The organism is Nitrospira sp. CMX1, assembly GCF_054902215.1.
Map to the genome: position 1 here is coordinate 1 of NZ_JBUBKD010000006.1, position 23,909 is coordinate 23,909.

The following is a 23,909-nucleotide window of genomic DNA, read 5'->3' on the forward strand; positions in this document are numbered from 1 at the left end:
GCACAGCCCTGAAAAGGCTGGTGTCGACAGTTCGATTCTGTCCCTCGGCACCACATTCCGCATACTTAGCAATTCCATCTCAGGTGCAAATGGCACCTGAACATCGTTTTCTCCGCTTAGAACTGCCTTTGTAAACGCTTCCAGCCGTGTTACTGCATCCCGCAATCTTGTGAATGTAATACTTCGCCGATCCTGGCAACGGCTCCCTTTTCAATGTTTGAATCACAGCATAGTCAACACCACATTGAGTGAGCCACGTTGAAAAGGTATGACGCGGAGATCATGGAAGCACGGAGGTTATGTACCCCTGCCCTAGCGCAGGTCCTGAGCCAGCTATGCTTGAATGAGCTACCACCTTTCCACTGACCAAAGAACCGCCCCCCGATTCTCGGCATGTTGCCTTGGATAGCCTCATAGGCAAGAGTGTTGAATGGGATAAGCTTGGGAACACCCTTGGTTCTCGTCTTCCCAGGGGATGGAGACATCCACCATCCATCGGCTTTCTGCAGTAGCCACTCTCCATGAATCTCAATGGCCTTACCCTCTCGAAGGCCAGTCTGGAGCGCGCACATAACCAACCGTCAGACATTGGCCGTGGCGACATCTTGAATCTTCGATAACTCCCAACCTTCGGCCACTCGTTCACGATTGACATATTCTGGAATCGGGAGCCGCTTGAGCCGATTCTTGTCCAGGCGATCCATATCCACCGCGAGATTAAGTACTGCAGTAACAACGGCGCATTCTCGCTCGATCATCCCAAGTGCGACCGAACGCCTGTTACCCTCCGATCCTGTCACATCAGCTCGCCGCTTTTCGAGATAGGCCAATCCATCCTCGAGGCAGATATCCACCAATCGCTTGGCCCCAAAGTGAGGCAATAAGTGAAGCTCAAGGATCGTCTCGTTTCGTCCGTCGTGATCCGGTCGCTTGGCTCTGAGGTATTAAAGATAGATGGAGACAAACTCTGAGAACAAGATGGCCTTAGATTCAACACCAGGGAAGCCCTGTTTCAATCGTCCTGGAATCTCAACCGTATTGGCATGGATGATAGAGATAACTGAGAGAGCCGACTCTCTCTCCTGATCCAGCCGAAGGTTGTACCCAAGAACAGGGCGATACCGCTTTCCTCGGTACCAATAGGTCAGCTAGGTCAGCGTGGAGCGAATCCTCTTCGATGTGGAAAGACGACGATACAACCTTGTCCGTATCCCGAAACTGCTCGGTGAACAGGGTAAACTCGACCGCCAATACAAATGGGGGCACAGGGCAGAGTGAAACACTCCAAAACAGGCCCTCACGTCCGAGAGAAAGGGAATCGATCGTAGAAACTTGGAGTTTTTCAGCGAACGACTAAAGACAGCTCAAGGTGTAATGAATACGGCTGGCGGTAGATTCAGGCCGGCACCGCTAGAGGGAATAGCATTGCAATAGGAAAGAAGCTAAGAGAATCCTGATGTTTGTCGTACCGAGCCACGACACATTGTCAGCCGACGAAAAGGATCGGCGTGGTCATCGTTTCTTCTTCCTGGTCCGAGCAAGTGGCGTGAGGACTTTACGATTCACAGGAGGCTCATCGGCCACTCCACACAGCCGTAGCATATCGAATAGTTCGATATTTATTCCCATACGTGCCTCTCCTTTCCCTTGTTTCCAATCGTCGAGGCGCTTTGCGACCCAGGAATTGATTTCGTCAGCGATGAGCCTGTTCTTCAATCGATCACTCACCATGCTCGCCTGCTCCAAGCCATGGAGTATGAATGAGATGGGGTAAGGTTGAGGATCGCGCTTTCCATCGAAACGAACCAGTCTTTGTTTCCACTCCTTGAGTTGGTCTAACCTTCTACTGTCTTCATCCGAAGACGTGTGCTCAGAAATCTCAAACCACAAGCGTAACCGTCCATTGTCCGTCTTGATAATTGCTCCCAGATCCCAAGGATGCGGAAGGTCCGAGTTCTCTTTGATGAAGTTCAGAATTCGTTGACTCTCCGATCGCTCAAACTTCTCATGCTGTGTCTCCGATGGAAACGCGTGATCGGCCCACTCCCAGGTTTTGAACCCGTCACGAGCAATTTCTTTCATGAACCCTTGACGCACGGCTGTTGCAATTGTAATGGGTTTGCCAGACTTAGGACTTCTCACTATGGTTTGATCCGTGATCACCTCAAGCATGGATTTCGGCTTTCTATGAACGTTTGAGTTATGGTTTTTGCGAATAATAGGTTTCGGCATCGTTCACCGGTAGAGAATCTCGCATGGATACTGGGTATGACTGCCGGCAAAGGCCAGACAGATGTCTCGCAAGACAACGTTGCTCTCGCAAGAACGGCTATTGTACGCGTCGCAAGTGGCCAATCGCTAGACCTTCCCACCGCGATCAGCACGGCACCGGTTGCCATTCAAGATGACGACTTCATTAAAAATCATGAAGCCCTCAGCCGCTCAAAAAGCTGACATCTTCACCGCTTGCGAAAGTTCGGTCGCCTCGGTCCACTGTGATTCGGCCCGCAACAACCTCCTTCACAATCCGAGACACCAAAGCAGCCTTGTGCTGGCTCAACATTCCTTCAGTGGCATCCAGCAAATCAGTGCCAGCCCTCTTTCGTTCCATCTTGTCTGCGCGTGTGATCCACGATTCAAGCTTCACGATGCTGCTCCTGCATTACACTCGAGTAATGGTGAGTTAATTTCCCTATGAACGAAAGATTTGTCAATCTCGTGAGCCTCTGACTCCGTTACAGAGAACAGCGTTCCAAATATATGCACGTGCACCAGCAAACATGAACATCGCGCGTAACCGATGCCATGACGCACAGGCGTTATTAAAAACAATGGGGGCGCACCCAGGTGGAGATCCATGAAGTGCTGGCACCCTGACACGATCAGACATTTGCAGCCCCATTGATCCAATTACTCGAGGGATTTCTTCGCTCGCCACTCGGTATTTATTTCAAGAAATTCCATAGCAGACCAGGCATTTATCGCCGAACCAACATACAACTTTGCCTTTGCTGCTGTGTCCGTCCACTCTACGCCGTCTAACTGGTGGAACCTACTAAGCCTCTCCACAAAGACCTTATCTGATAGGGGCGCAGGATACCTCAGCACCACATTCCACACCATGAGGAATTCATTTTATCGACGGATCGCACACCTGTATAGGCAGGTACTTGTGGGGATCCCTCAGACGATGACTTCTTGATTTTTCCTGAATTCCTTGAAGAAAAAGAAAAGAGGTGTACCGAAACTGTCCAGACGACTATTTCTTCAGTGCCCGGATGTAGGCCAGGACCGCTCGACTCTCTACTTCGGACAAGCGGCCCTTCCATGATGGCATGTTAGGCTTACCTTCATGGATAGCCTGGAGCAGCATCGCGTCGGATTTATTCTTGGTTGCAGGTCTTGTCAGGTTAGCCGGATCAGGCCCCAGTAATAGATACCCGTCTCCTTTTCCTTCTGGTCCATGGCACCCCGCGCAATGTTTTGAAAAAATCCGTTTCCCTTTGATCTGGTCGACATTCGGCTGGACAGTCTCCTTCGGCGCTGCAATCGTAAGCTGACTGCCAAGGATAATGACTCCTACACCGACAACCATTTGAATGGGGATTTTCCACATATCGCGATCAATCTTTTCTCAATCAGTTGTCTATCACACCGATGGAATCTCGCCAGGATGGCGAGTAACCTGTGATTCGCCCTTCCCATGATGCGTATCGCCGGGTGCATGGAGCAACTCAACCGCCGCTCCATTCGGCGGTTTTCCTGTACGCCGTGGATCCTGTACACGGCCTTCCAGCCATTGGTACAACACTGGCAGCATGATCAGCGTCAACAATGTCGAGCTCACGAGTCCACCGATAACCACAATGGCCAACGGACGCTGAACTTCCGAGCCAATGCCCTGAGCAAACGCAAGAGGAACAAGGCCCAACAGTGCGACCAACGCCGTCATTAAGACCGGGCGCAATCGAAGCAAAGCACCAGATGTCACGGCATCGTCCAAGCTGTGCCCGTCTTCACGCAGTTTGTTCATGTACGAGACAAGTACGATGCCGTTCAGCACGGCCACACCAAAAAGATTGATGAACCCGATGGAAGCCGGCACACTGAGATATTCCTTGGTCAGCCACAGCGCCACCACTCCCCCAATCAGCGCAAACGGCAGATTCAAAATGATCAATGTCGCTTGCCGCAAGGAGTTGAAGGTGGAATAGAGGAGAAAGAAAATGAGCCCGATCGTGATCGGAACAATGACCCGTAACTTGGCCATCGCCCGCTCCATGTTCTCAAACGATCCACCCCACGTCACCCGATAGCCGGTCGGAAGCGCCACGCGCTCATCAATCTTCTGTTGTGCCTCGGCCACGAGACTCCCGATATCCCGCCCGAGTGTGTTGAAGCCGATCGACACGTACCGTTGCAGCTGATCACGGCTGATACGTCCCGGTCCTTCTTCCAACTGCACGGTGCCGAGATCAGCCAAGGGGATCAGGGCGCCGCCCTGATCGCTCACCCGAATATTGCTAATCGTTTCCACACCGTCTCTGTAGGGTTTTGGAAACCGCACAACAAGATCGAACCGTTGCTGCCCCTCATAGACACGAGTGGCAACCTCTCCTCCGATGGCAGTTGAAATGATTTCTCGCACATCAGCGACGTTGATCCCATGCCGCGCGATCTTACTGCGATCGATATCGATCGTCAGATAGGGTTGTCCAAATAATTGCTCCACTTTGATATCACGAACACCTCGAACTGTTTCAAGCACCTCGGCGATTTCTTGAGCTTTGTTCCGAAGGGTCTCCAGATCGTCACCAAACAGCTTCACCGTGGCTTCCGTGCGCACACCAGAAATCAATTCATCAACCCGCTGCTGAATCGGCTGACTGATCAGAAAGGTCGCCCCAGAGACGGATGTCAACCGTTCACGGAACTTCTGCATCAGCTCCGGCATGGTCTTCGCCGTCGTCCATTGATCGAGCGGCTTGAGCCGAACGACGGGATCGCTTTCATTCGGTTCTTGAGGATCATTGCCCAGCTCCGTTCGACCGATCTTAGAGACGACCATCTCCACTTCCGGAAACTCCATAATCGCCTGCTGCATCCGCTTTTCAATCTCGATGGAGGCTGGAAGCGACACACTAGGGAGCCGAATCGTCTGTGGAGCCACCGACCCCTCGTTCAGAATCGGAATGAATTCAGTCCCTAATGAGGGCACCAATGACAGTGCCCCAATGAGGGCCCCCATAGCCATCGCCAAGACAATGACTCGATGTCCAAGCGCCCACCGAAGCGTAGGAGCATAGAGCCCTTTCGCCATTCTCACGATCCACGGATCTTCTTCACTGCCTCGCCTCAAGACGAGAGAACAGAGAACCGGAGACAGTGTGAGGGAGAGAAAGAGTGACACCAAGAGCGCGATCATGATGGTATAGGCCAGCGGCTTGAACATCTTGCCTTCCATGCCATGGAGCGACAAGAGCGGGAGGAACACCAGGATAATGATCAGAATCCCAAACACGACCGGCTGTCCAACTTCCTTCACGGCATTGGTGACGAGCTGCAATCGCGGTATGGTGGCGGCCGAATGGTGCGAGAGATGACGGTAGACGTTTTCGACGACAACGACCGAGCCATCGACAATCATCCCGATCGCGATCGCGAGGCCTCCCAATGACATCAGATTGGCGGTCAGCCCAATCTGTCCCATGACGATAAATGTAGCTAGCGGCGACAAGACCAGCGTCCCCACGACGATGAGCGCGCTACGGATATTGCCAAGAAACAGGAACAAGACGACAACGACCAGCACGACCCCTTCCGCCAGTGATTTGTAGACAGTGTTCAAGGCTTCGGTGATCAGTTCGATACGATCATAGAACGGGACAATCCGCAATCCATTCGGCAACAGACCTTTGGCGTGAATCTCTTGTACACGGGCCTTCAAGCCTTCGACGACATCTCGTGCATTTCCTCCTCTCAACATCAACGCAATGCCTGTGACGACCTCCCGATCCCCGTTGAGAACCGTCGCGCCATGCCGCACCGCATGGTTAATCACGACTTGCGCCACATCGGAAACATAGACCGGAGTCCCTCCGGTTTCCCGCACCACAATGCGCTCGATGTCTTCAAGTGAGCGGATCAACCCCGTTCCTCGCACGATGTATTTTTCTGCGTGTTTCTCCAGAATATTGCCACCAGCATTCGCATTGTTCTTCGCCACAGCATCAAAGACTTCTCGGAGCGTCAAATTATACTTTCGCAAGAGCCCTGGCTCGACCAGCACCTGATACTGTTTGACGTACCCGCCCATCGAATTGACGTCGATGACCTCCGGCGTGCTTTTCAGAATGGGACGAATGACCCAATCTTGGATCGTTCGTTGTGCGATTAAGCTTTGATGTTCCACTTCAGCATCAGCTGCAGCCATCTGAGGCGCTTGCAAGTAATACTGAAACACTTCGCCCAAGCCAGTGCTGTTAGGCACAAGCATGGGTTCGGCACCTGGAGGAAGCTGTTCCTCAACCTCAAGCAATCGCTCCAACACTAATTGCCGTGCCAAGTTGATGTCCATGGAGTCGTCGAACACAATCGTAATGAGCGACAGCCCGACCTTTGTGAGGGAACGCATTTCCGTGAGCGCGGGAACCCCTGTGAGCTGGAGCTCGATTGGATAGGTCACCAACCGTTCTACCTCGGCCGGCGAGAGACCGGGGGCCTTGGTCACGACCTGAACCAATACACTCGTGACATCAGGAAACGCGTCGATCGGAATAGTTCGAAATGCATAGACCCCTCCGGCACCGATCATGAGTGCGCAAATAATGATTAGCATCCGTTGGCGCAAGGAGATGTCAAGAAGGCGGGAGACCATCAGACAGGTTTCTTCAATAACTCGGACTTCAGAACAAACGCACCGTGTGTGACGACCGACTCTCCTTCGTTGAGACCGCCGAGGATGGAGGTCAGCGTACCATTCGATTCACCGATGTTCACCTCGCGCATTTCGTACTCGTTCGCACCCCGTTGCACAAAGACGAAGGTTCGTCCCTGATCACGTTGCAATGCCGCTTCCGGCACCGCCAACCGGTCTGGCTGCGCTTCTGAAAAGAGTCGAATGGTGGCAAACATCTCGGGTTTGAACCGCCCGTCCTGATTCGGCAATTCAATCCTTAGCTGCATGGTCCGAGTCACGGGATCCAACACATCCCCGACGTAGGTGATCGTCCCCTTGAAGACTTCCTTGGGGTAGGCGTTGATCCGCACCTCAACCTGAGTACCACCCGACGCGTGAACGGAATGGACGAATGGAATGTCTTTCTCCGGTATGTTGGCAAGCACCCAGACTTCCGAAAGATCCGCAATCACGAACAGATTTTCGGTGGTCTCGACCACCTCCCCGCGCGTCAGCTTACGGCCGATGATCCGCCCTCCGAAGGGTGCCACGATCGGCACTACCGACCGAATCTGCCGACTCCGTTCAAGGCGGCGGAATTCTTCATCGTTCATACCAAGCAACTTGAGCCGATCATGCGATTCATTAGCCTCGGCCTGAACGCTCAGCAGTTCAGCTTGACGCCGTTGCAACTCGGCCTCACCGATGACTTGCTCTTGTAGGAGGAATTGCGCACGATTGAAGGCTTGCTCGGCCACATGGAGCTTGGCCTTGGCCTTGAGATACGCAGACTGCGCCAGCCCCAGCTCGCTGCTGTACAAAATCGCCAGAGGCGCGTTCGCCTTCACTTCCTGCCCGAGATCGGCATAAACCTCGACCACTCGCCCACGAACCAATGTCGTGATCTCCGCCATGTTTCGTTGATTGGGCTGCACGCTTGCGGGAAAGTCCCGGTGCGTCCGGAAGTCACTGCGGACGACCGGCTGAACCACCAGCCCCACCCGTGACGATTCTTCCGCTGATAACGTGATACGTCCTGGAGTAGAAACCGCAGCCGGCGTCTTACTGGCTACCACATCACTCGGTGTCCCATCACAGCCTGCGTCCAGTATCATCACGCTAAACAACGCACTCCACAGTCCTCTGCTGAGATACGACGACCACGGTTGGATGGAATGACACTGAGCGGTCACAACATTCCCCCTACCGCTTGTTCCAGCCTGGCCAAGGAAACGGAGAGGTCATGCCGCGCCAGGCCATAATCCAGCAAGATCTGTCGCTGCACGCGCTGGGCATCCAATACCTCAAGCAGACTCGACGCTCCCTGTTGAAAACTAAACTGCGCAAGCCGCAACGCTTCCTGAGCCTGCTTGAGCAATCCTTTATCGAAGACCTCAATCAATTCGGCGGTCGTGCGGACATCTTGATAATGCTGATAGACGGCACGCCCAAGTTCATTACGTGTCCGAAGCAGCTCAGCCTCATCTCGGCGTTTCGCTCCTAACGACGACGCGATCTCTCCCTGCCGCCGGTACCAGAGTGGTAGGGGCACTGACAATCCTCCTTGAAACGCTTCCCTCCCTATCTCACGCCAGTAGCTACCATTGACGGTGACTGACGGCACGCGAGCCTGTCGTTCGAATTCAATCTTCCAGTCCGATTGTTCCACGGACTTCAGCAAGCGCTGGATGGTTGGGTGCTGGTCCATCATCCGAGCCATGAGCCCTTCAATCCGCAAGTCTCGGGGAAGCATTCTGAATTCACCATGAACCATGTACGTGGGCCCCAGCGCACCACCGGTCAAGGTATCGACGGCAACACGATTGATTCGAACGAGATTATCCGCACGGGCAAGTTGCTGCCGTGCCTTCAGGACTTCCACTTCTGCTTTGATGGATTCAAATTGAGGAGCTTCCCCAGATTTGACACGGGCCCTCACGATTCTGGCCACGCCTTCGACAGTATCGAGGTTCTGCTTGGCCAGGTCCGCATCTTGTTGGGCTAGCAGCAGATCATAGAAGGCGACTTTGACCTGCGAGGCCAGATTCAACCGAGCTTCCAACATCCCGACGTTGGCCGTGGCCACGCCAAGATCCGCCACTCGTTGCCGTGCCGAACGGAGGGCCGGCCATTCGACTGGTTGCCCGACGGTCACGTTGTATTCGGTGAGTGACTGTCGAGTAAGACTCGACTCGGGACCCACCAGACTCGTGTCACGGAGCATCCCGTGGCCACCAGCACCTCCAACGGTAGGGTTTGGATAGGCGCCAGCCGCAGTTTGCTGGCCCTTTTGCTGCTCAATCGTACCTTCCGCCAACGAGACCAACGGATTTCTTGCCAACGTCAAGTCGACAATCATATCAAGACTGTAGAACTGCCCATCCGGCTCCGCAGAAGCCCTCGTTCCGCCAAAAGTGATCGTTATCGCACACAGGAACGCAAGCAGAACTCTTCTCCTCATTCTCTGCCTCAGCATCATCACCATGAGGTTATAGTAGGCCGAATACGTTTTATTTTCAAATGACTCTGGCGACTACGACGAGGAACGGATTGGGACATGTGAGTCGTCCGGCAGGCCACTGAAATAGAAAGCCGAGATCGCCACAGACGCCGCAACATTCAACGACTCCACCCCTTCGGCCAAAGGGATGAAAAATCGGATGCTCGACGCCTTCACAACGTCCTGTGACAGCCCCGTCCCCTCGTTGCCGACAGCGAAGAGGAGCCGGCTCGGTATTGTCCGTATGTTCCTGAGTGGAACACTATCAGCCGTTGGGAGAAGTGCCGAATACAGTTCGCATCCGTGCAATGCGAACGTTCGAATGTCTCGTGTGTAGAACACAGGAAGAGCCAAGAGCGTACCAGCCGTAGCACGGACAACCTTGGGACTGAAGTGATCGACAGAATCATGGCTCAACCAGACACCGGACAAATCCAGCGCTGCAGCGGTCCGGATAATCGCCCCGACATTCGCCGGATCTCGTAGCCGATCCCCGTAAATCCCCAATACTCTCGACCGTCTAAATATGTGCCCTTCGTCCCACTGCGGTTGTTGAACGACGGCCAGAATACCCTGCGGAGTCTCTACATCTGTTAATCGCTGAAAGACGAGATCCGAACAGAGAAACTGTCGCCCTTGCAATTTTAATCGCGTGGTCCGATCAGCATCACATTCGATACGGAGATAACTGGGCGAGATGAGCAGACTTCGTATCGCCTGCGGATGTTGGGAAATGAGATCAAGGCAGTGAGTAGCCCCTTCAACAACAAAAGCACCCTCTTTTGACCTGACCGTCTTATCACGAAGCAGTTGTCGAATCAGGGCGCCCTGCGCGCGAGTCAGGGTCTGGAGATGCAACCCTGCTCCCACCTAGCCTCCCGCCAAGGTACCTAAAGAAATTGGAACAACGGCAAGACCACCACTCACCGACGTCTTCGTTCAGACGCTGCTTCTGCCGCGCGAATACGCTGAGCACGAGCCTTCGCTCGCTTCAAGGCTGTCAACTTGCCCCGAGTCCTGGTTTGCTCAAACTGGAGTTGTTCAAGCTGAGATTTCAAGTGGGCTTTTTCTTGCTTGTGCAGGCTGGCACATTCCGCCTTAGAAAGTTGGGTCCAATCTCCGCTATTTCTCGCCCGCTTGATGCGATCCTCTAACGATTCTCGCAGCTGCTTGCTCCTCATCGTCATCAGCGATTTCAGAGCCTCCTGACGACGCTGCACCTCTTCTTCTTCAGCCATGATGCCACGAATATCCGTCCCTAACATAGACTTCCACCTCCTTACACACATACCCCACAACGAGCGTTCACATTATAACTGAACTGATGCGCAATCTGGAATGCCCTGTAACCATTTGATTACATGATACAATTTAGATAAATGGCGTCTTGTTTCTTGAAGCAAATTCTCTCATTGTGTATCATCCTGCCATGTTCATCGGAACGTGCATTCAGGGTTGGAGGTTGGCACGAAAGCAATCCGTCGAATCGCTAGCAAGCGTCGCCGGTCTACCCCACGACTTGCTCGAACAGATCGAATCAGGCCAGACGGATCCTACAGCTGGCACTATCGAGTCACTCGCTCATGCGCTCCAGGTCCCACCCTCATGGTTGTTTGATCATCCTGGATCCTTTGAATACCTATTTGGGGACTCATCAGATGATGAGGGTGAAGAACCGAACGCGGCTGGGACTGACCCAGTTACCAATCGAATCTTGGCTGGCTCTCGAGCAGACCGATCGCTCTTCGTTCTCTTGACGGCCCTTATGCAAGCCGGTGATCCTAAACTTTTGAGGGCCGCCGAAATGAGCCTGCGGAGTTTAGTCAAACAATCCCGCCAAGCAACCGTCCCTTGGCAACAACGCCCTTCAGGACACTTCGAACCACCAAGTGATTAGCCCGGTTGCGCGAAGAGATCACCTCCTCCCCGCTCTACCTCAAGGCCCGAAGCCACAGCAAACCTCAGACCCAGGAGAAAACGGTGATAGTGTGGCCAGCCTCCCCATCCATTTCGTAGAACAAACTGTTCCTATGTAATCCCTATTGATACACTTCGGGAATGAGAACGCTGACTGAGTTTGTGCGCGATCCATCTTTGAGGATCTGATGCGTGGACTTTTCGTACTGATCCTGCCTCTATTGATTGTCGGATGCAGCAGCAATCGCGTTTCCTCTTCCATCCATCCGGGGTCCGCCACCTCCTCCGCCACAAGCGAGCTGGTAATTGATCGGGTTAGTCCGGTTGTCCAAAGCCTCCTCCACTCCACACTCCATGAGACGCATACCACGATCATTGCCACCCATCAAACGGTGGCTGCACGACCAGCTCAATACAAGCAGCGCGCAGTCACGGGCACACTGAAGGCCCCTTGGGAAGGCATGAGAAAACTGGAACGTCATGGACTCCTGACTGCGGAACTTGCCGAAGTCAGACCTCTGAATCTTCCAGCCCTTCTGGATAGGCTTGAGGCCGGCATGGATCGCTTCTCTGCGCCGGTTACGCCGCTCCCCATCCCTGCCGGTTCGGATCGCCGCGGCACGATTGCCTTCATCCTTGAGGTCCTTCACCAGGCCGCTCTCCATCGAGAACGTGCCCTGGCTGATCTTTCCGACCAGGAACGTGCCTTCCTCTTTGAGCACGGACGAGCACTGGCAGAATCCTATACCCCACAAATTTCTGTACTCTCTGACGTCACGGTGTCACAGATCCTCTCGAACACCAGGTTTGCAAAGCTCTTGGAAGAGCGGGTGAAGTACGAGCATCTCCTTGCAGCCGGCCAAGTCTTGGCGCTGTTGACGAATACGCGATGGCTCGACAAGCTCGCAACCGTATTGCCAGATACCGTCTCTCCAGCACAGGTTCCCCCCGGCATCACCGGTGAGGTGCGGCTGATCCAGAACACGCCCGAAGGGGTCATCGTGGTTGGAGGCCCAGGTCCAAACACCTATGAATTAGAGGGACCCGTTGCCCTCATTCTCGATCTTGGCGGAGACGATTGGTATCGCGGTGTCGTCGGGGCATCCCACGACGCGCACTATGGAAATGCTCTCGTCATTGATCTCGCCGGCAATGACCGCTACACCGGAGCTCCGTTAGGATTAGCCACTGGTCGGCTCGGCATCGGACTTCTCTTCGACCGATCCGGGGACGACCGCTATGAACTTTCTCCGGGATCGGGTGGAGCAGGTTTTGGGGGACTGGGCATCCTGGTCGATGTACAAGGAAATGACCAGTACCTCGGCAACCGACTGACTCAGGGGGCGGCAATCGGAGGGCTAGGGCTCTTGATCGATACCGCAGGCAACGATCACCATCATAGCCATGGATTTTCCCTTGGGTTTGGAGGACCTCTTGGGCTCGGGGCCATCATTGATACCGAAGGAGACGACCAGTACCAATGCGGTGACGCCATTCCCAGCGCCTACAACGCCCATGAGGCTCCCACGGTGAAAGCAGGCGATCCAGGATTTCAGTACGACTGCTTCGGCCTTGGCACAGGCGCCGGTGCTCGGGTCCTGACGAAGCAACCAGAATGGCAAGCCCAGAGCCTGGCGGGCGGCATCGGATTGCTTGTGGATCTAAAGGGACACGATCGCTATCAGAGCGCTAACTTCTCACAAGGAATGGGATACTTTTTCGGTGCGGGACTCTTGCTCGACCTCGACGGCACGGATGAGTATCAGGCAGCTCGCTACGGCCATGGCGCCTCCGCCCATTATGGTGTCGCACTCTTCATCGACCATCATGGAAACGATCGATATGGGTCAACAGGGCCCTATTACAATGCGGGAGTGGCTTGGGACCATGGCGTCAGCTTGACCATTGACGCGGGAACCGGTCATGATAATTATACATTCGATCGCACAACCGGCCTTGGAAAGGCTGACCACACCGGCTGGGCCGTCTTTGTGGACGAGGGAGGCAACGACCACTACATAATCCAGTCCGGTTACGGAGAAGTCTCAGAACGAAGTCTTGCAGGATTCATCGACCTCGCCGGCGACGACCAGTACACTGTCTTGTCACCATCCGCTAATATCCATCCCTCGAACAGTATGTCCACCTCTCATGCACAGGGGAGCCTTTCCCGAGACCGGTAGGACATCGATAGACTCACTATCCACGTCAGGCCATGATCACAGGAGATGGGTATCCATATCCACTAAATCTACAGACCAAGCAGACAGAAGGGGGTTGTTTTTTCTCTTTCAGACGTAGAAAATACCGGCGCTTTATCGATGTTGGCCTAATCATCCACCATTTTCTTATAGAGAGGCATAACCGTGAGTCTGCGTAATCTTGTACAGCTCGTGTTGGTAGCCAGTATCTGCGGCATTGGGAGTCACGTCTCGGCATATGACGCCAGTCCGAATATCGGCACGGCAGAGGGTTCTTGTGCAGATGTGATTTTTTCAGCCTTTACGCCAGCCCCGTACTCCCATGAAAAGGGCAATGAGGCGGCGCCGAAGTCAGACTTCTCATTCCTGGCGTCGAAGGCAACCCGTATTGATAGCCTTAAGGTCACCGTCAAGGATGAGAAGGTCCCGATTACAATCACACCACAAGGTAATGGCTATCTGGTCAAAGGCAAACTGCCTGCCAGTGCAACGGGCTCCTACGTCCGGGTCGACATTTTTGCCGAAGGGCTTACCCTCTGTCAGCGCGCAGACGGCTGGCTCTTAAAAGTTGGAAAGTAATCTGACCTCACGAAGGGAACCGTGGGCAGGCAGTTGTCCTGCCCACATCACTCTGTCTATTTCTCCTCAAGAACAGCGTTACGGTTCCTCCTCTTCAACGGACTCGATCACATCTCGCAACCTTGCGACAAAAGCCTCCGGCTGACCGAGGGCACTCTCCGTCAATTGAAATTCACTGACGAGCACTCCATCTTTATCGACGAGTACGAGGCGATACCCTTGTTGCATGGAACACCTCTCTTCTACGAGGGTCATGTCAGAAGATAAGGGCCGACTTCTGGCAGGGAGCCTTCGGCTTTGGGTAGATTAAAATGGAAAACGAATACCGAGCTGAACCTCGTTCGGCACAAGATACGGCCCAAAGAGATTCCTCAATCCGACAGTGGTCGAGTTAGGATTAGAGAAGGCAACCGGCAGGGTATGGAGGGAGCGGTCGAATTCTGTGGCATAGCCACCACCAAACCCCGCACCAAGATAGGGGATAACTGTCGTACGCCCCACTGCAATCTGCGCTGAGAGGGTTGGAATTGTCCGCAAGGCCATAGCCGTCTCTCCAACTATCGAAAGAGATGATGTCGGCTTCGATTCCACATCCCCTGCCCTTACAAGAGCGGATGGTACCATTGTACCGGAGAGCGCTACCCCCATCGGAGTGGGTCCGACTTTCAGAGGGTCTGCAAGGGAAAGTGCCCCGCACAGACTCGAGGTAACGACAATCCCCACCCCCAATGACCATATGAAAAGACGGACTTGACGCATAAATCCACCATACAACCCCCAAGGCTTCGTTTCAAGAGACCTCCTGCGTCGGAGTGACATATCACTGATGGATCCCCCTTAATAGCCGTGACCGGCATCGCCAGCCGGCTACATGGTTACACGCGTGAGCGTATTCTCATCCGTATGGTGAAACAGATCCTTCCGTCCCGGTATACGAAGTTGCGTATCCTCTTTGTAATGAAATCGATTCGCATCAAGAATCGTTACCGTCAATTCATAGCGCACCGTCTTGAACTCCCTATTGAGAAACCGATTCGAACAGATCCCATAGGTCTCTGCCCCACCCTCCGCCACAAGTGTAAAGGATGTGGCTGTCGGCTCCACCGTACTACCAGCCATCAAGGCTACCCCACGTGGCACAATAAAACAGCGCAGCACCTGTCGTTCACCAGGATCCCACAACCAATACCCGACCTCTTCATGAAACGGATCAGTCTCTCCGAGGCGATGTGCAACCCTCGCATAGCGTAAACCGTACAACACCTGTTCGTGATTGCGCACCGCACCAATCGGAGCAAATGTGATCCTCTCACGAAACCGATTCTGCTCCGCCCCGCGATCATCTGATGGCGCCTCATCAGCGCCCTTGTCTCCCTCCCAGACACCCGCTAAGACCGTCAGTGGTCCAAGTTGGCCTGCACCGTTTGATTCCACAGTGTTCTCCCTTCTCTCCTCCACAGAAACGTTTGATGAAACACTCGCCCCTCAACCATCGAGTCGTGACAATACAGCCAAGTATTGTACCCAGCACGTTCAAACGGTGCAAATTGCAAACCGTACAAAGAAGGTGGCTGCTACCGAATGCACCTGCTGACTGGTATCGCTGTGATCCAAGTCACACATCCCCATTTCTCTTGGCGAGCCGAATCTTCCACGATATTGTTGCCTTCGACATCTCAATGAAACAGGTTGAGGAGCCTCGCCATGCAGTCGTATGACATGGTTGTCATCGGCAGTGGTCCAGCTGGCCAGAAGGCCGCCATCCAAGCCGCGAAACTGTCCAAACGAGTCGCCATCATTGAGAAAGCCCCGCAACTTGGTGGTGCCTCGCTCAATACCGGCACCTTGCCAAGCAAGACTCTTAGGGACACCATTGATTACATCCATGGATTGAGCAGGAGGGGATTGGCTCAGCTGGGCACTGACCTGACTAGCCGACTTACCCTCCCCGACCTCATGGTGCGAAAAGAACAGGTGATCGCCACTGAGGTTGATGTCGTCCGTCATCAACTCTCGCGCAATAAGATCGAGATTCTTCAGGGCACTGCCAGTTTTGTCGATCCTCATACGCTGAACGTTGTTAGATCGAATGGAACTGTCTATCAAGTCCAGGGGGGCGTCATCATTGTGACCACCGGATCACGCCCTCGCCGCCCCCCAGAGATTCCATTTAATGATCTCACCATCTGCGATTCCGATTCGTTTCTTCGTACAACCAAGAACCCAAACAGTATCATCGTCATCGGTGCGGGAGTCATCGGAACTGAATACGCCTCAATGTTGGCTGCCTTTGGGATCCACATCACACTCATCGATCGGCGAACCCAGATGTTACGATTCTTGGACCAGGAAATTGCACAGGCTCTCAATGGTCAGATGCAGCACAACGGCGTCACGATGAGGCTCGGGCAGGACTGTGTGAATGTTACCGTGAACGACGCGGGCCGCCCGACCGTACACCTTCAGGATAGACAGACCGTGACCGCCGACATGCTGCTCTACACGATGGGTCGGATCGGGAACACCGACACACTGAACCTCCCGGCCATCGGCCTGACGACAGACCAGCAAGGACAATTGTCCGTCAATGCGCATTATCAAACGGCTCTGCCCCACATCTATGCGGCTGGTGATGTCATAGGATTTCCAGCATTGGCCGCCACGGCAATGGAACAAGGTCGCCTTGCGGCGTGCCATGCGTTTCAGCTGTCCGATACACACCAGGTCAAGGTCATTCCATACGGCATCTACAGCGTTCCGGAAGTCTCAATGGTCGGTGTAACGGAGGAAGAACTCACAGCCGGCCATATCCCGTACATCACCGGCAGAGCCTTGTTCCGAGAAATGGCACGTGGCCACATCAGCGGCGACCTCCATGGTCTCTTAAAGGTGATCTTTCACCGTGAGACGCACGCGCTGCTGGGTGTCCACATCATTGGAGCTGGAGCGACGGAACTGATTCATATCGGCCAATCGATCCTGACCTATGGAGGAACGGTCGAATACTTCATCCATAACGTCTTCAATTACCCCACCATGGCCGAGTGCTATCGTACCGCAGCCCTCGACGGACTCAATCGGCTGCACCATCAGCCTTCATCACATTGAATCGGCATCAGGCCACCGGTTCGACCATACGAGAACCGGCCCGGGGCGGGAGTCAGCCTCATGAGCCTGCAGAAGGTTTGCTAAAACCATGAAAAGGAATATACTCAGCTTATCTTTCCTGATCATCATGAGCTACGTGGAGTCGTAGTCATGAGCACAATCCCGACTATTAGAGGTTCCCTCTCAGTATCACCCACCGCCGATCTCCCTCCGGAGATGGGCCACCCCAGGAGGTAGAGCCATGCCAATTCCACGCACACTGAAATCGCACCTTGATCGAGAGCACGTTCACTACGACATCTTGACGCACTCCCAAACAGATCGCGCTCGTGCCGTCGCCAAGACACTCAGGCTCCCCGAACAATCCATGGCCAAAGTGGTCATTGTAAAAGTCAAAGAACGGTTCGTCACCATGGTCCTACCGGCCCCCACGAAAATTGATTTCCAACGCCTGCGAAGAATATTTGGGACCCACCACGTCCGACTTGCAACCGAGGAGGAGCTCGCACATCTTTTCCCGGACTGCGAAGTCGGCGCGATGCCGCCGCTCGGCACACTCTACGGCCTTCCGGTCTATGTTGACCGCTCACTCATCAGGGACGAGGAGATCCTCTTTGAGGCAGGGACTCACTCAGAAGCGATCCGGATGCGCTATTGGGATTTTGCGGCTCTCGTATTTCCCACAGTCGCCGAGTTTAACCGGCCACCGACTGCGAGCTGCTGAACGAATCGTCTCGTAAGGGCCTCGACCAACGTACCGCCCCATTATCGACTCACGTGGTACGCATTATTCACAGCTGGTGTGACCAGCGAGCACCACCGAAAGTCTCTGCCCTCTGATCTGACGGGGTAGCGAGGTGCGGTTTTTTCTTTCCAAAGCTGTTATGCTGGAGCAGTGCTCTCACTGCATGTGTCACCTCGTCATGAAAGGACATCACATGGTGAAACATTCGCACCTCATCGCGATCAGTCTCATCGCTTCTCTCCTCTTCGTGCCAACCCTCTCCTTTGCAAAGGCGAGGGGATCAGGCGGAGGATTTTCGGGTGGGTCACACGGGGGAAATTCATCGATGGGTTTTGGTAGCCGCGGATCACGAACCTATCAGGACAACGGAGCCAAACCCATCGAACAGTCAGCTACACCCAGACCATCGGCAGCACCACCGCATCAGGCAACCAATAGCCCCATGTCTCAACCGATGCCGACCCCAGCTCCCTCCTGGTGGCAACGTAATCCTCTCCTCGCCGGAATCGCAGGTGGTCTAGCTGGAACCTGGCTCGGTCATATGCTGTTCGGTGCGACCGAAAGCACCGCCAAGACCACGGATGTGGAGTCAGGATCCGGATCGGGGTCAGGATCAACCTCAACAGCTCCATCAGGGAACTCCTTTGGACTCATTCTCCTCCTGATGGCGATCGGAGCGGGCGCCTTCTACTTTTTCAGAAAGTCTAAGCAGACTCCTGCACCGGTATTTACCGGACTCTCACGCAGTACCACTACAAGAGGAAGCCTTCTTGATGTCTCGGCTAATAGCTCCCCTGACCAAGTCGACACTGGTACCTACACCGTGACCACTGAAGACAAAGCAACCTTCCAGCAGCTACTGACAGATATCCAATCTGCGTGGAGCACACAAGATGTGGCGGCATTTCGCCGGTGTGTGACGCCGGAAGTGCTGAGCTATTTCAATACGGCCTTGGCCGCGGACAATAGTCGAGGAGTCCAAAACCGTGTGGAAGATGTGGTGTTGCTCAAGGGTGATGTCCGCGAGGCCTGGTCGGAAGACACCACGGACTATGCGACTGTGGACCTCCGCTGGAATGCCCGTGACTATACCGTCTCCACGACAATCCCACGTGGAGAGCCCGGCCATCTGATCGACGGCAGCATGGACACCCCGACAGAGTCCTGCGAAGTCTGGACTTTCATGCGCGTGCGGGATGGTCGATGGCTCCTGTCCGCCATCCAGCAGGAGTCGTGAACAAAAGGCGGCTGACTCATAGAGTCAGCCGCCGAGCCATTTCCCCAAACAGGGCGTGAGCACATACGCAGCAGCCGAGACCAGTACCCCTATCACCACACCCAACAGTCCTGCCACATAGAGCCCCGCAAACGGCGCTGTGAACACGGCTATGAGCATGAAGAGGGCTATCGAAGGATGGGCCTCATAAAATGTACGGCGGGATTCGGTTGAAAATGAAACGGCAGAGGAACCAGGTCGATAAGACATGTTGAGAGTATAAATGAAGCCACCTACTCCTGTCAGTGAAAGGTTGGCTCCGCCCCTGTTTCTTTCTCCAGATCTCGCATCCAGGCGAAAGCCGCACATGTCGACCGACTCGTTCCCCAATAGAGTCGTTGTAGAGCGCCATTGCAGGTATTACCCGCGCATTTCAATCCCATCATGATCTCCACTCATTGGTGAGGCTCTATATCTCCAAGCCTTCGTGGATCGATCGTCTGCCCCGTCATCGTCCCTTCAACACTCGCGAGATAGGCTTGCGCCACATGCACAGCCGGCATGCCGTGCGACGGATCCATCTTGCGTGCAATCAATGTTTCCGTGACCCAAGGTGGACTGATGACATTGACTCGAATCCCACGCGGCAGTTCCAGAGCAGCCGCCCGGACGAAACCTTCGAGTCCCGCATTCACCATGCTGATGGAGGCGCTGCCCTTGATTGGTTCATGACTGAGCACCCCGCTCGTGAGCGTAAACGACCCACCATCAGTGATGAACTGGCGACCGATCCGTGCGAGATTGGCCTGCCCCATGAGCTTGTTCGAAAAACTGAACAGATAGTCTGTATCCATCAGCTCGTCAAGAGTCCCAAACTTCGCCTGCCCGGCCGCACTCACCACCGCATCGAATTTCCCCACCGACTGAAACATCGCGCGGATCGAATCTGGCGACGCCAAATCGACATGCACAGATCCGGTCTTGCGCCCAGCTACGACCACCTCATGCCGAGCCGACAGCGCGGCCACCACGGCTGACCCAATCGTTCCTGTTCCACCAACGACAATGACTCGCATCACTCGTTTCCTTCACGCATTAGATTTTCTAACTACCTCACCCCCGCCACTCCATCTCCCAGGATTTGCGCATAGTTAATGATCGAATGGTCGAAGAGCCGATTGTCGTCGTTCTTCTTCGAATCTGAGATTGGCCGCTCCTCACCATGATGTTCAAAGGAGAATGGCGGTACGGTCGGCACAATGGTCGTCACAGGATCACGGTCGTTCACATAGCGCGTGTGGGGGGTTGAGACAACGAGGCTATTCTGTGTGATGTGCTTTCCCACACGTGGCTCGCCGAAGGTCACAATCCGGTTGAACTTGCGGGTCATCCCCGCAATAAGCGCCATGGCCGCCCCCAAACTATGCCCCGTCACATACACCTCCCTATCATCGGTTGTTTGGAACGAATTGAGATCGGCCTCAATCTTCGGCCAGAGCTCCATTGTTGCGGCTAGAAACCCCCGATGAACCTCGGCTCCATTGTAAGGAACTTGGAGGAAGTTCAGATCGTCGAGAATGTCCGTCGCTAAAAATGTGTTCAGTCGCTCTGGTAGTTCGAAGCCGACAACTTCCGCCGCCTTTCGTAAAAACTCCGGCGTTTGAACGGTGACCTGTTCTGTCCCTTCCGTTCCACGAAACGACACAATCGCAACCTCGTCCCAATGCACCAAGATCGCCTGTCGTCCTCTGATAACGCCGTGGTGATCCGCCTCGCTGGCATAAGACTTAATGGTTGCCCCCAGCTTCCCGAGCAAGGTCTGATTAAATGCATCATCCACATACGCCGCATGCGCTATGTTCGCGAAGACATAATCAGGATCGCTTCGCCACACAGCTCGGAATCTGTCTGGTCTATCAATGCCAGGAAACGGGGCGTAGTATTTTGGATTGAACAGTGCATCAAAAGTTCGACCTCTGTTTTGAACCGCCTTCATGGTCGGTTCCTTTTCAACGATACTGTACCTAGTCGAACCCATATCGTAGGACTCTGAGAGCTGTCAATTCCTGTTCTGTTTAAAGACACGCCCACCCCATCTCAAGAGGGAATACCGTTCAATTGCTCCCCCGCCGACTGAAACACCATGTAGGTCACATGCGGCGACGACAAATCTACATGAGCTACGCCTCCATTGCTATCGACAGTTATCATCCGTGACCCAAGCCAATGTCACTGAGTCATCGGCAGAGAGGAGCATGACAGGCAACAACCTGAAATTTACACCGTTTCTCCTCGACGGCATTTCTCCATAAACAGAAACGGGTAGGGGACCGCTCCCCTACCCGTTCATACGAGATCGCTGACACTGAAGGCCTTGATTCTTACTTTGCTTCGTTCAAATGCGTCAGCGCCGCTTCGGCATGTTGCGTGGCAACGTCGGCATGGCCCGCCTTACCATGCTCAATGGCTTCCGTCAGATGCTTGATCCCTTCGCCCAAATGCGGATTTTTCCCGCCTCGTTCGGCATAATTCCGTGACTTTTCCGCATGCGTCGCCACTGCGTCAGCATGCCCTTGTTTACCATGCTCCACCGCTTCTTTCGCGTGCGCAATGGAGTCTAAGACGTTCCCGGCTGGAGACGGTTGAGCGTTGAGCACAGGGACGCTCACCAGCATCCCAAGCGTACCTAGAACCGCTACACCACGACAGAATGTACTGATCATCAGTGTCCCCTCCTTGGTTAAGAATCCGCTACAGATAAGGCCAGCCCACACTCTTATGCCCACCGTAGCACGGCCTTTCCCCTGCCTGTCAAGAATGGATGAACAAGGGATAAGCAGTTCATTTCCGATAACTCCTCCCGGAACACCCTGATGATGCCTTGCGTCTCATGCTCTTGCCTCAGCTCCCTCACGGAATTTGACAAGCGTTAGGAAACGGCGTGCCGTTCGTTTCAAATCCTCTCGCGCGGAGAATTCTTGCCAGTTCCGAGACCGGATATTTCAACGAGCATGCCGTCTCTATCAGCGCATGTCCCGCCATATTAAACGTGGCATCTTTGGAGAGCAGGATATGATGCTGCAGAATGACACGATCAGCCTTGTCTGCACCGAGCGCTGTGCGGATCAGCCACAGCGCCGCTGACCACATTTCCCCATCGTCGTGTACTTCCCCAACCATGTCTTCAGGGTAATGTTTATTCCCATCCAAACGCCGCAAACACGTGGGCGTGCCGGTTCGATAGGTCGTCGAATCCCATTCCGCCAGACAGACTTTTTCAGGGACCCCATTGAGCAAGATCGTGTTGTACCGCTCTCCTAACGTCCCAGACCAATAGTCCCCAAATCCCTCCCCCATTGCTCCTGACTCAGCCTTATTGCCGAACCGTTCAACCAGATTGTCTTGAATCGAATGTCCGTACTCGTGCCAGATCACTTCGGCATCTTCTGCATCATCGACGCCGCCTGTCCCAAAGGTAATGTTCTTGGAGGAAGAGGAAAAAAAGGAGTTATCTTTCGCATAACGATCAATACTAAACACTTGCTGTCGAGCGTTGATCGACTTGGCACCGGTAAACCCTAACTCTTGGATGCGCTGTTGGGCGAAATCCAAAAAGTAGTAGCCCATCGTTTCACTCAACCCATTGAGGCTCCGATCGAAGAGAAATTGATGAGTCGGGCTGTAGACACGCTTCTTCGAAGCACTGCTTGAGGCATAGGCTCCTTCCAGATAGCCGGTTCCTGACAATCGCTCCAAGCCTACCGTCTTGTAAGCCGACGAGGGGACAGTCGACGCTGCATCGTCGTTGTCTCGCAATGATGGGTCGCCCGTGGCTACAACGGCATTCGTGACGAACACCTGTCCCACCCCTCGGGTCGGCGGGGCGTACCGATTCAGATCCTCCGTGGGTTTCAGCACCTGGCCGGTTTTGGTGTCGACGAATATTTGCCAGGTCGGTCCCCATGTGTGGTGGATCACTTCCCAGGCTAGCGTGGGCGTGCCCTCCTCGACATAGACAACCAGGCTGGCGGTCGGGGGCGGAACGGCTTCATCGGAAAGCCCTTGAGATTGACTCTTCTCAAGGTGGGTGCGCCCCGCTGCGATGGCTTCATCACGAGTTATCACCGGAGTCGGATCGACGAGACCGACCAGTGGAACATATGAATTATTGACGGCTCTGATTCGACCTTCTCCGTCGAATTGCACTTTGATCTGCCCGTCATAGACCGGAATGCCCTGATGTCGTTGCGTGAAGACAAACTGGGAACCGATGAGGCTCTCAGTCTGTTTTGTCACAGACAGGTCGGTGAGAGTCGAATCGAGCCTGAAGAGTTGGGCATGCTCAGACAGGAATCGTCGCACCGATGATTCGGACGGTCTCATGGTTTCAGAAAGCGCCCCATAGATGGTGTGCGGTGAACCAGATCCATGTCTCCAGAATCCAGTGATTTTGCCCTTTGCCTTCCCCTCAAGCACCGCCCAGAGCGGAAGGAGATTTGGATCCGCTTTTCCAGCCAGTTGTATTGGCTGATGAAGGCCACCTTGCTTCCCTGGCAAAGCAGGATCGGGGGCTCCCCATGCGTGAGAAGGCATAAACTCACCGAGGACGAGGAAGAGAGCGAGGGACATGCAAGCCAGATGAGACAGCCATGAAGGCGGAGATTGTTTCATGGGGCGGAACTCCTTATCTGAAACTGGCCATGAATACTCCATACAAGCGCCTCTATCAGCACACGAGATCAACC

The 23,909-nt window shown here is 54.1% G+C and carries 23 protein-coding genes; 6 read left to right on the plus strand and 17 right to left on the minus strand.

Going from position 1 to position 23,909, the window contains the following annotated elements; genetic code table 11:
* Nucleotides 1-581 precede the first annotated feature (581 nt).
* From ACYX34_RS00865 to ACYX34_RS00905, 9 genes are all read right to left on the minus strand, one after another.
* The gene (locus ACYX34_RS00865; protein WP_462074661.1) at nucleotides 582-854 is read right to left on the minus strand and encodes a hypothetical protein; all 273 of its coding nucleotides are present in this window, start codon (nucleotides 852-854) and stop codon (nucleotides 582-584) included.
* Between the two features lie 658 nt (nucleotides 855-1,512).
* Complete coding sequence (locus ACYX34_RS00870) at nucleotides 1,513-2,142, minus strand: hypothetical protein (protein WP_462074662.1); 630 nt, start codon at nucleotides 2,140-2,142, stop codon at nucleotides 1,513-1,515.
* Nucleotides 2,143-2,434: 292 nt separating this feature from the next.
* Nucleotides 2,435-2,647 (minus strand): hypothetical protein, encoded by a 213-nt coding sequence (locus ACYX34_RS00875; protein WP_462074663.1) that lies wholly within the window; start codon nucleotides 2,645-2,647, stop codon nucleotides 2,435-2,437.
* A gap of 612 nt (nucleotides 2,648-3,259) precedes the next feature.
* Nucleotides 3,260-3,595 (minus strand): c-type cytochrome, encoded by a 336-nt coding sequence (locus tag ACYX34_RS00880; protein ID WP_462074664.1) that lies wholly within the window; start codon nucleotides 3,593-3,595, stop codon nucleotides 3,260-3,262.
* A gap of 54 nt (nucleotides 3,596-3,649) precedes the next feature.
* Nucleotides 3,650-6,877: an efflux RND transporter permease subunit gene (locus ACYX34_RS00885; protein WP_462074665.1), complete on the minus strand. Its 3,228-nt coding sequence runs from the start codon at nucleotides 6,875-6,877 to the stop codon at nucleotides 3,650-3,652.
* Nucleotides 6,877-8,013, minus strand: a complete 1,137-nt coding sequence (locus ACYX34_RS00890; protein WP_462074691.1) for an efflux RND transporter periplasmic adaptor subunit — start codon at nucleotides 8,011-8,013, stop codon at nucleotides 6,877-6,879. The genes ACYX34_RS00885 and ACYX34_RS00890 overlap by 1 nt, the downstream gene beginning before the upstream one ends.
* Nucleotides 8,014-8,087: 74 nt before the next feature.
* Entirely contained in the window at nucleotides 8,088-9,359 is a 1,272-nt protein-coding gene (locus tag ACYX34_RS00895; RefSeq protein WP_462074666.1) for a TolC family protein, read from the minus strand.
* Nucleotides 9,360-9,431: 72 nt separating this feature from the next.
* Entirely contained in the window at nucleotides 9,432-10,268 is an 837-nt protein-coding gene (locus ACYX34_RS00900; RefSeq protein ID WP_462074667.1) for a TrmH family RNA methyltransferase, read from the minus strand.
* Nucleotides 10,269-10,321: 53 nt separating this feature from the next.
* Complete coding sequence (locus ACYX34_RS00905) at nucleotides 10,322-10,663, minus strand: hypothetical protein (protein ID WP_462074668.1); 342 nt, start codon at nucleotides 10,661-10,663, stop codon at nucleotides 10,322-10,324.
* Nucleotides 10,664-10,827: 164 nt separating this feature from the next.
* Between ACYX34_RS00905 and ACYX34_RS00910 the strand changes: the two genes are divergently transcribed.
* From ACYX34_RS00910 to ACYX34_RS00920, 3 genes are all read left to right on the plus strand, one after another.
* The gene (locus tag ACYX34_RS00910) at nucleotides 10,828-11,295 is read left to right on the plus strand and encodes a helix-turn-helix domain-containing protein (protein ID WP_462074669.1); all 468 of its coding nucleotides are present in this window, start codon (nucleotides 10,828-10,830) and stop codon (nucleotides 11,293-11,295) included.
* 208 nt (nucleotides 11,296-11,503) lie between these two features.
* Nucleotides 11,504-13,498, plus strand: a complete 1,995-nt coding sequence (locus ACYX34_RS00915; protein WP_462074670.1) for a hypothetical protein — start codon at nucleotides 11,504-11,506, stop codon at nucleotides 13,496-13,498.
* A gap of 183 nt (nucleotides 13,499-13,681) precedes the next feature.
* Complete coding sequence (locus ACYX34_RS00920; protein WP_462074671.1) at nucleotides 13,682-14,095, plus strand: hypothetical protein; 414 nt, start codon at nucleotides 13,682-13,684, stop codon at nucleotides 14,093-14,095.
* A 78-nt stretch (nucleotides 14,096-14,173) separates the two neighbouring features.
* Here ACYX34_RS00920 and ACYX34_RS00925 read toward each other — a convergent pair whose 3' ends face one another.
* The 3 genes from ACYX34_RS00925 to ACYX34_RS00935 form a co-directional block, all read right to left on the minus strand.
* Entirely contained in the window at nucleotides 14,174-14,323 is a 150-nt protein-coding gene (locus ACYX34_RS00925) for a hypothetical protein (protein WP_462074672.1), read from the minus strand.
* A gap of 78 nt (nucleotides 14,324-14,401) precedes the next feature.
* A complete protein-coding gene (locus tag ACYX34_RS00930; RefSeq protein WP_462074673.1) occupies nucleotides 14,402-14,638 on the minus strand; it encodes a hypothetical protein in 237 nt (78 codons plus the stop codon).
* Nucleotides 14,639-14,962: 324 nt separating this feature from the next.
* Nucleotides 14,963-15,529, minus strand: a complete 567-nt coding sequence (locus tag ACYX34_RS00935) for a heme-binding beta-barrel domain-containing protein (RefSeq protein ID WP_462074674.1) — start codon at nucleotides 15,527-15,529, stop codon at nucleotides 14,963-14,965.
* A 270-nt stretch (nucleotides 15,530-15,799) separates the two neighbouring features.
* Here ACYX34_RS00935 and sthA point away from each other — a divergent pair, with 270 nt between their 5' ends.
* The 3 genes from sthA to ACYX34_RS00950 all read left to right on the plus strand — a co-directional run bounded on the left by sthA (nucleotide 15,800) and on the right by ACYX34_RS00950 (nucleotide 19,185).
* Nucleotides 15,800-17,203 carry a Si-specific NAD(P)(+) transhydrogenase gene (gene sthA, locus ACYX34_RS00940; RefSeq protein ID WP_462074675.1) on the plus strand — a complete coding sequence of 468 codons (1,404 nt, stop codon included), beginning with the start codon at nucleotides 15,800-15,802 and terminating at the stop codon, nucleotides 17,201-17,203.
* Between the two features lie 241 nt (nucleotides 17,204-17,444).
* Nucleotides 17,445-17,927, plus strand: a complete 483-nt coding sequence (locus tag ACYX34_RS00945) for an aminoacyl-tRNA deacylase (RefSeq protein WP_462074676.1) — start codon at nucleotides 17,445-17,447, stop codon at nucleotides 17,925-17,927.
* A 214-nt stretch (nucleotides 17,928-18,141) separates the two neighbouring features.
* Nucleotides 18,142-19,185, plus strand: a complete 1,044-nt coding sequence (locus ACYX34_RS00950) for a TIM44-like domain-containing protein (RefSeq protein ID WP_462074677.1) — start codon at nucleotides 18,142-18,144, stop codon at nucleotides 19,183-19,185.
* Between the two features lie 24 nt (nucleotides 19,186-19,209).
* On the opposite strand, the gene ACYX34_RS00955 is transcribed toward ACYX34_RS00950, so the two are convergent.
* From ACYX34_RS00955 to ACYX34_RS00975, 5 genes are all read right to left on the minus strand, one after another.
* Nucleotides 19,210-19,434: a hypothetical protein gene (locus tag ACYX34_RS00955; protein ID WP_462074678.1), complete on the minus strand. Its 225-nt coding sequence runs from the start codon at nucleotides 19,432-19,434 to the stop codon at nucleotides 19,210-19,212.
* A 185-nt stretch (nucleotides 19,435-19,619) separates the two neighbouring features.
* A complete protein-coding gene (locus tag ACYX34_RS00960; protein ID WP_462074679.1) occupies nucleotides 19,620-20,240 on the minus strand; it encodes a short chain dehydrogenase in 621 nt (206 codons plus the stop codon).
* 32 nt (nucleotides 20,241-20,272) lie between these two features.
* Complete coding sequence (locus ACYX34_RS00965) at nucleotides 20,273-21,202, minus strand: lipase family protein (protein WP_462074680.1); 930 nt, start codon at nucleotides 21,200-21,202, stop codon at nucleotides 20,273-20,275.
* Nucleotides 21,203-21,545: 343 nt separating this feature from the next.
* Nucleotides 21,546-21,887, minus strand: a complete 342-nt coding sequence (gene smbP, locus ACYX34_RS00970) for a small metal-binding protein SmbP (protein ID WP_462074681.1) — start codon at nucleotides 21,885-21,887, stop codon at nucleotides 21,546-21,548.
* Between the two features lie 187 nt (nucleotides 21,888-22,074).
* Nucleotides 22,075-23,835 carry a M36 family metallopeptidase gene (locus tag ACYX34_RS00975; protein ID WP_462074682.1) on the minus strand — a complete coding sequence of 587 codons (1,761 nt, stop codon included), beginning with the start codon at nucleotides 23,833-23,835 and terminating at the stop codon, nucleotides 22,075-22,077.
* Nucleotides 23,836-23,909: the final 74 nt, after the last annotated feature.

Bases quoted from the DNA above. Each gene is read 5' to 3' on its own strand.
- ACYX34_RS00880 (WP_462074664.1), bottom strand. From the start codon at position 3,595: ATGGTTGTCGGTGTAGGAGTCATTATCCTTGGCAGTCAGCTTACGATT.
- ACYX34_RS00885 (WP_462074665.1), bottom strand. From the start codon at position 6,877: ATGGTCTCCCGCCTTCTTGACATCTCCTTGCGCCAACGGATGCTAATC.
- ACYX34_RS00890 (WP_462074691.1), bottom strand. From the start codon at position 8,013: ATGATACTGGACGCAGGCTGTGATGGGACACCGAGTGATGTGGTAGCC.
- ACYX34_RS00895 (WP_462074666.1), bottom strand. From the start codon at position 9,359: ATGAGGAGAAGAGTTCTGCTTGCGTTCCTGTGTGCGATAACGATCACT.
- ACYX34_RS00905 (WP_462074668.1), bottom strand. From the start codon at position 10,663: ATGTTAGGGACGGATATTCGTGGCATCATGGCTGAAGAAGAAGAGGTG.
- ACYX34_RS00910 (WP_462074669.1), top strand. From the start codon at position 10,828: ATGTTCATCGGAACGTGCATTCAGGGTTGGAGGTTGGCACGAAAGCAA.
- ACYX34_RS00915 (WP_462074670.1), top strand. From the start codon at position 11,504: ATGCGTGGACTTTTCGTACTGATCCTGCCTCTATTGATTGTCGGATGC.
- ACYX34_RS00925 (WP_462074672.1), bottom strand. From the start codon at position 14,323: ATGCAACAAGGGTATCGCCTCGTACTCGTCGATAAAGATGGAGTGCTC.
- ACYX34_RS00930 (WP_462074673.1), bottom strand. From the start codon at position 14,638: ATGGCCTTGCGGACAATTCCAACCCTCTCAGCGCAGATTGCAGTGGGG.
- sthA (WP_462074675.1), top strand. From the start codon at position 15,800: ATGCAGTCGTATGACATGGTTGTCATCGGCAGTGGTCCAGCTGGCCAG.
- ACYX34_RS00945 (WP_462074676.1), top strand. From the start codon at position 17,445: ATGCCAATTCCACGCACACTGAAATCGCACCTTGATCGAGAGCACGTT.
- ACYX34_RS00950 (WP_462074677.1), top strand. From the start codon at position 18,142: ATGGTGAAACATTCGCACCTCATCGCGATCAGTCTCATCGCTTCTCTC.
- ACYX34_RS00955 (WP_462074678.1), bottom strand. From the start codon at position 19,434: ATGTCTTATCGACCTGGTTCCTCTGCCGTTTCATTTTCAACCGAATCC.
- ACYX34_RS00960 (WP_462074679.1), bottom strand. From the start codon at position 20,240: ATGCGAGTCATTGTCGTTGGTGGAACAGGAACGATTGGGTCAGCCGTG.
- ACYX34_RS00965 (WP_462074680.1), bottom strand. From the start codon at position 21,202: ATGGGTTCGACTAGGTACAGTATCGTTGAAAAGGAACCGACCATGAAG.
- smbP (WP_462074681.1), bottom strand. From the start codon at position 21,887: ATGATCAGTACATTCTGTCGTGGTGTAGCGGTTCTAGGTACGCTTGGG.
- ACYX34_RS00975 (WP_462074682.1), bottom strand. From the start codon at position 23,835: ATGAAACAATCTCCGCCTTCATGGCTGTCTCATCTGGCTTGCATGTCC.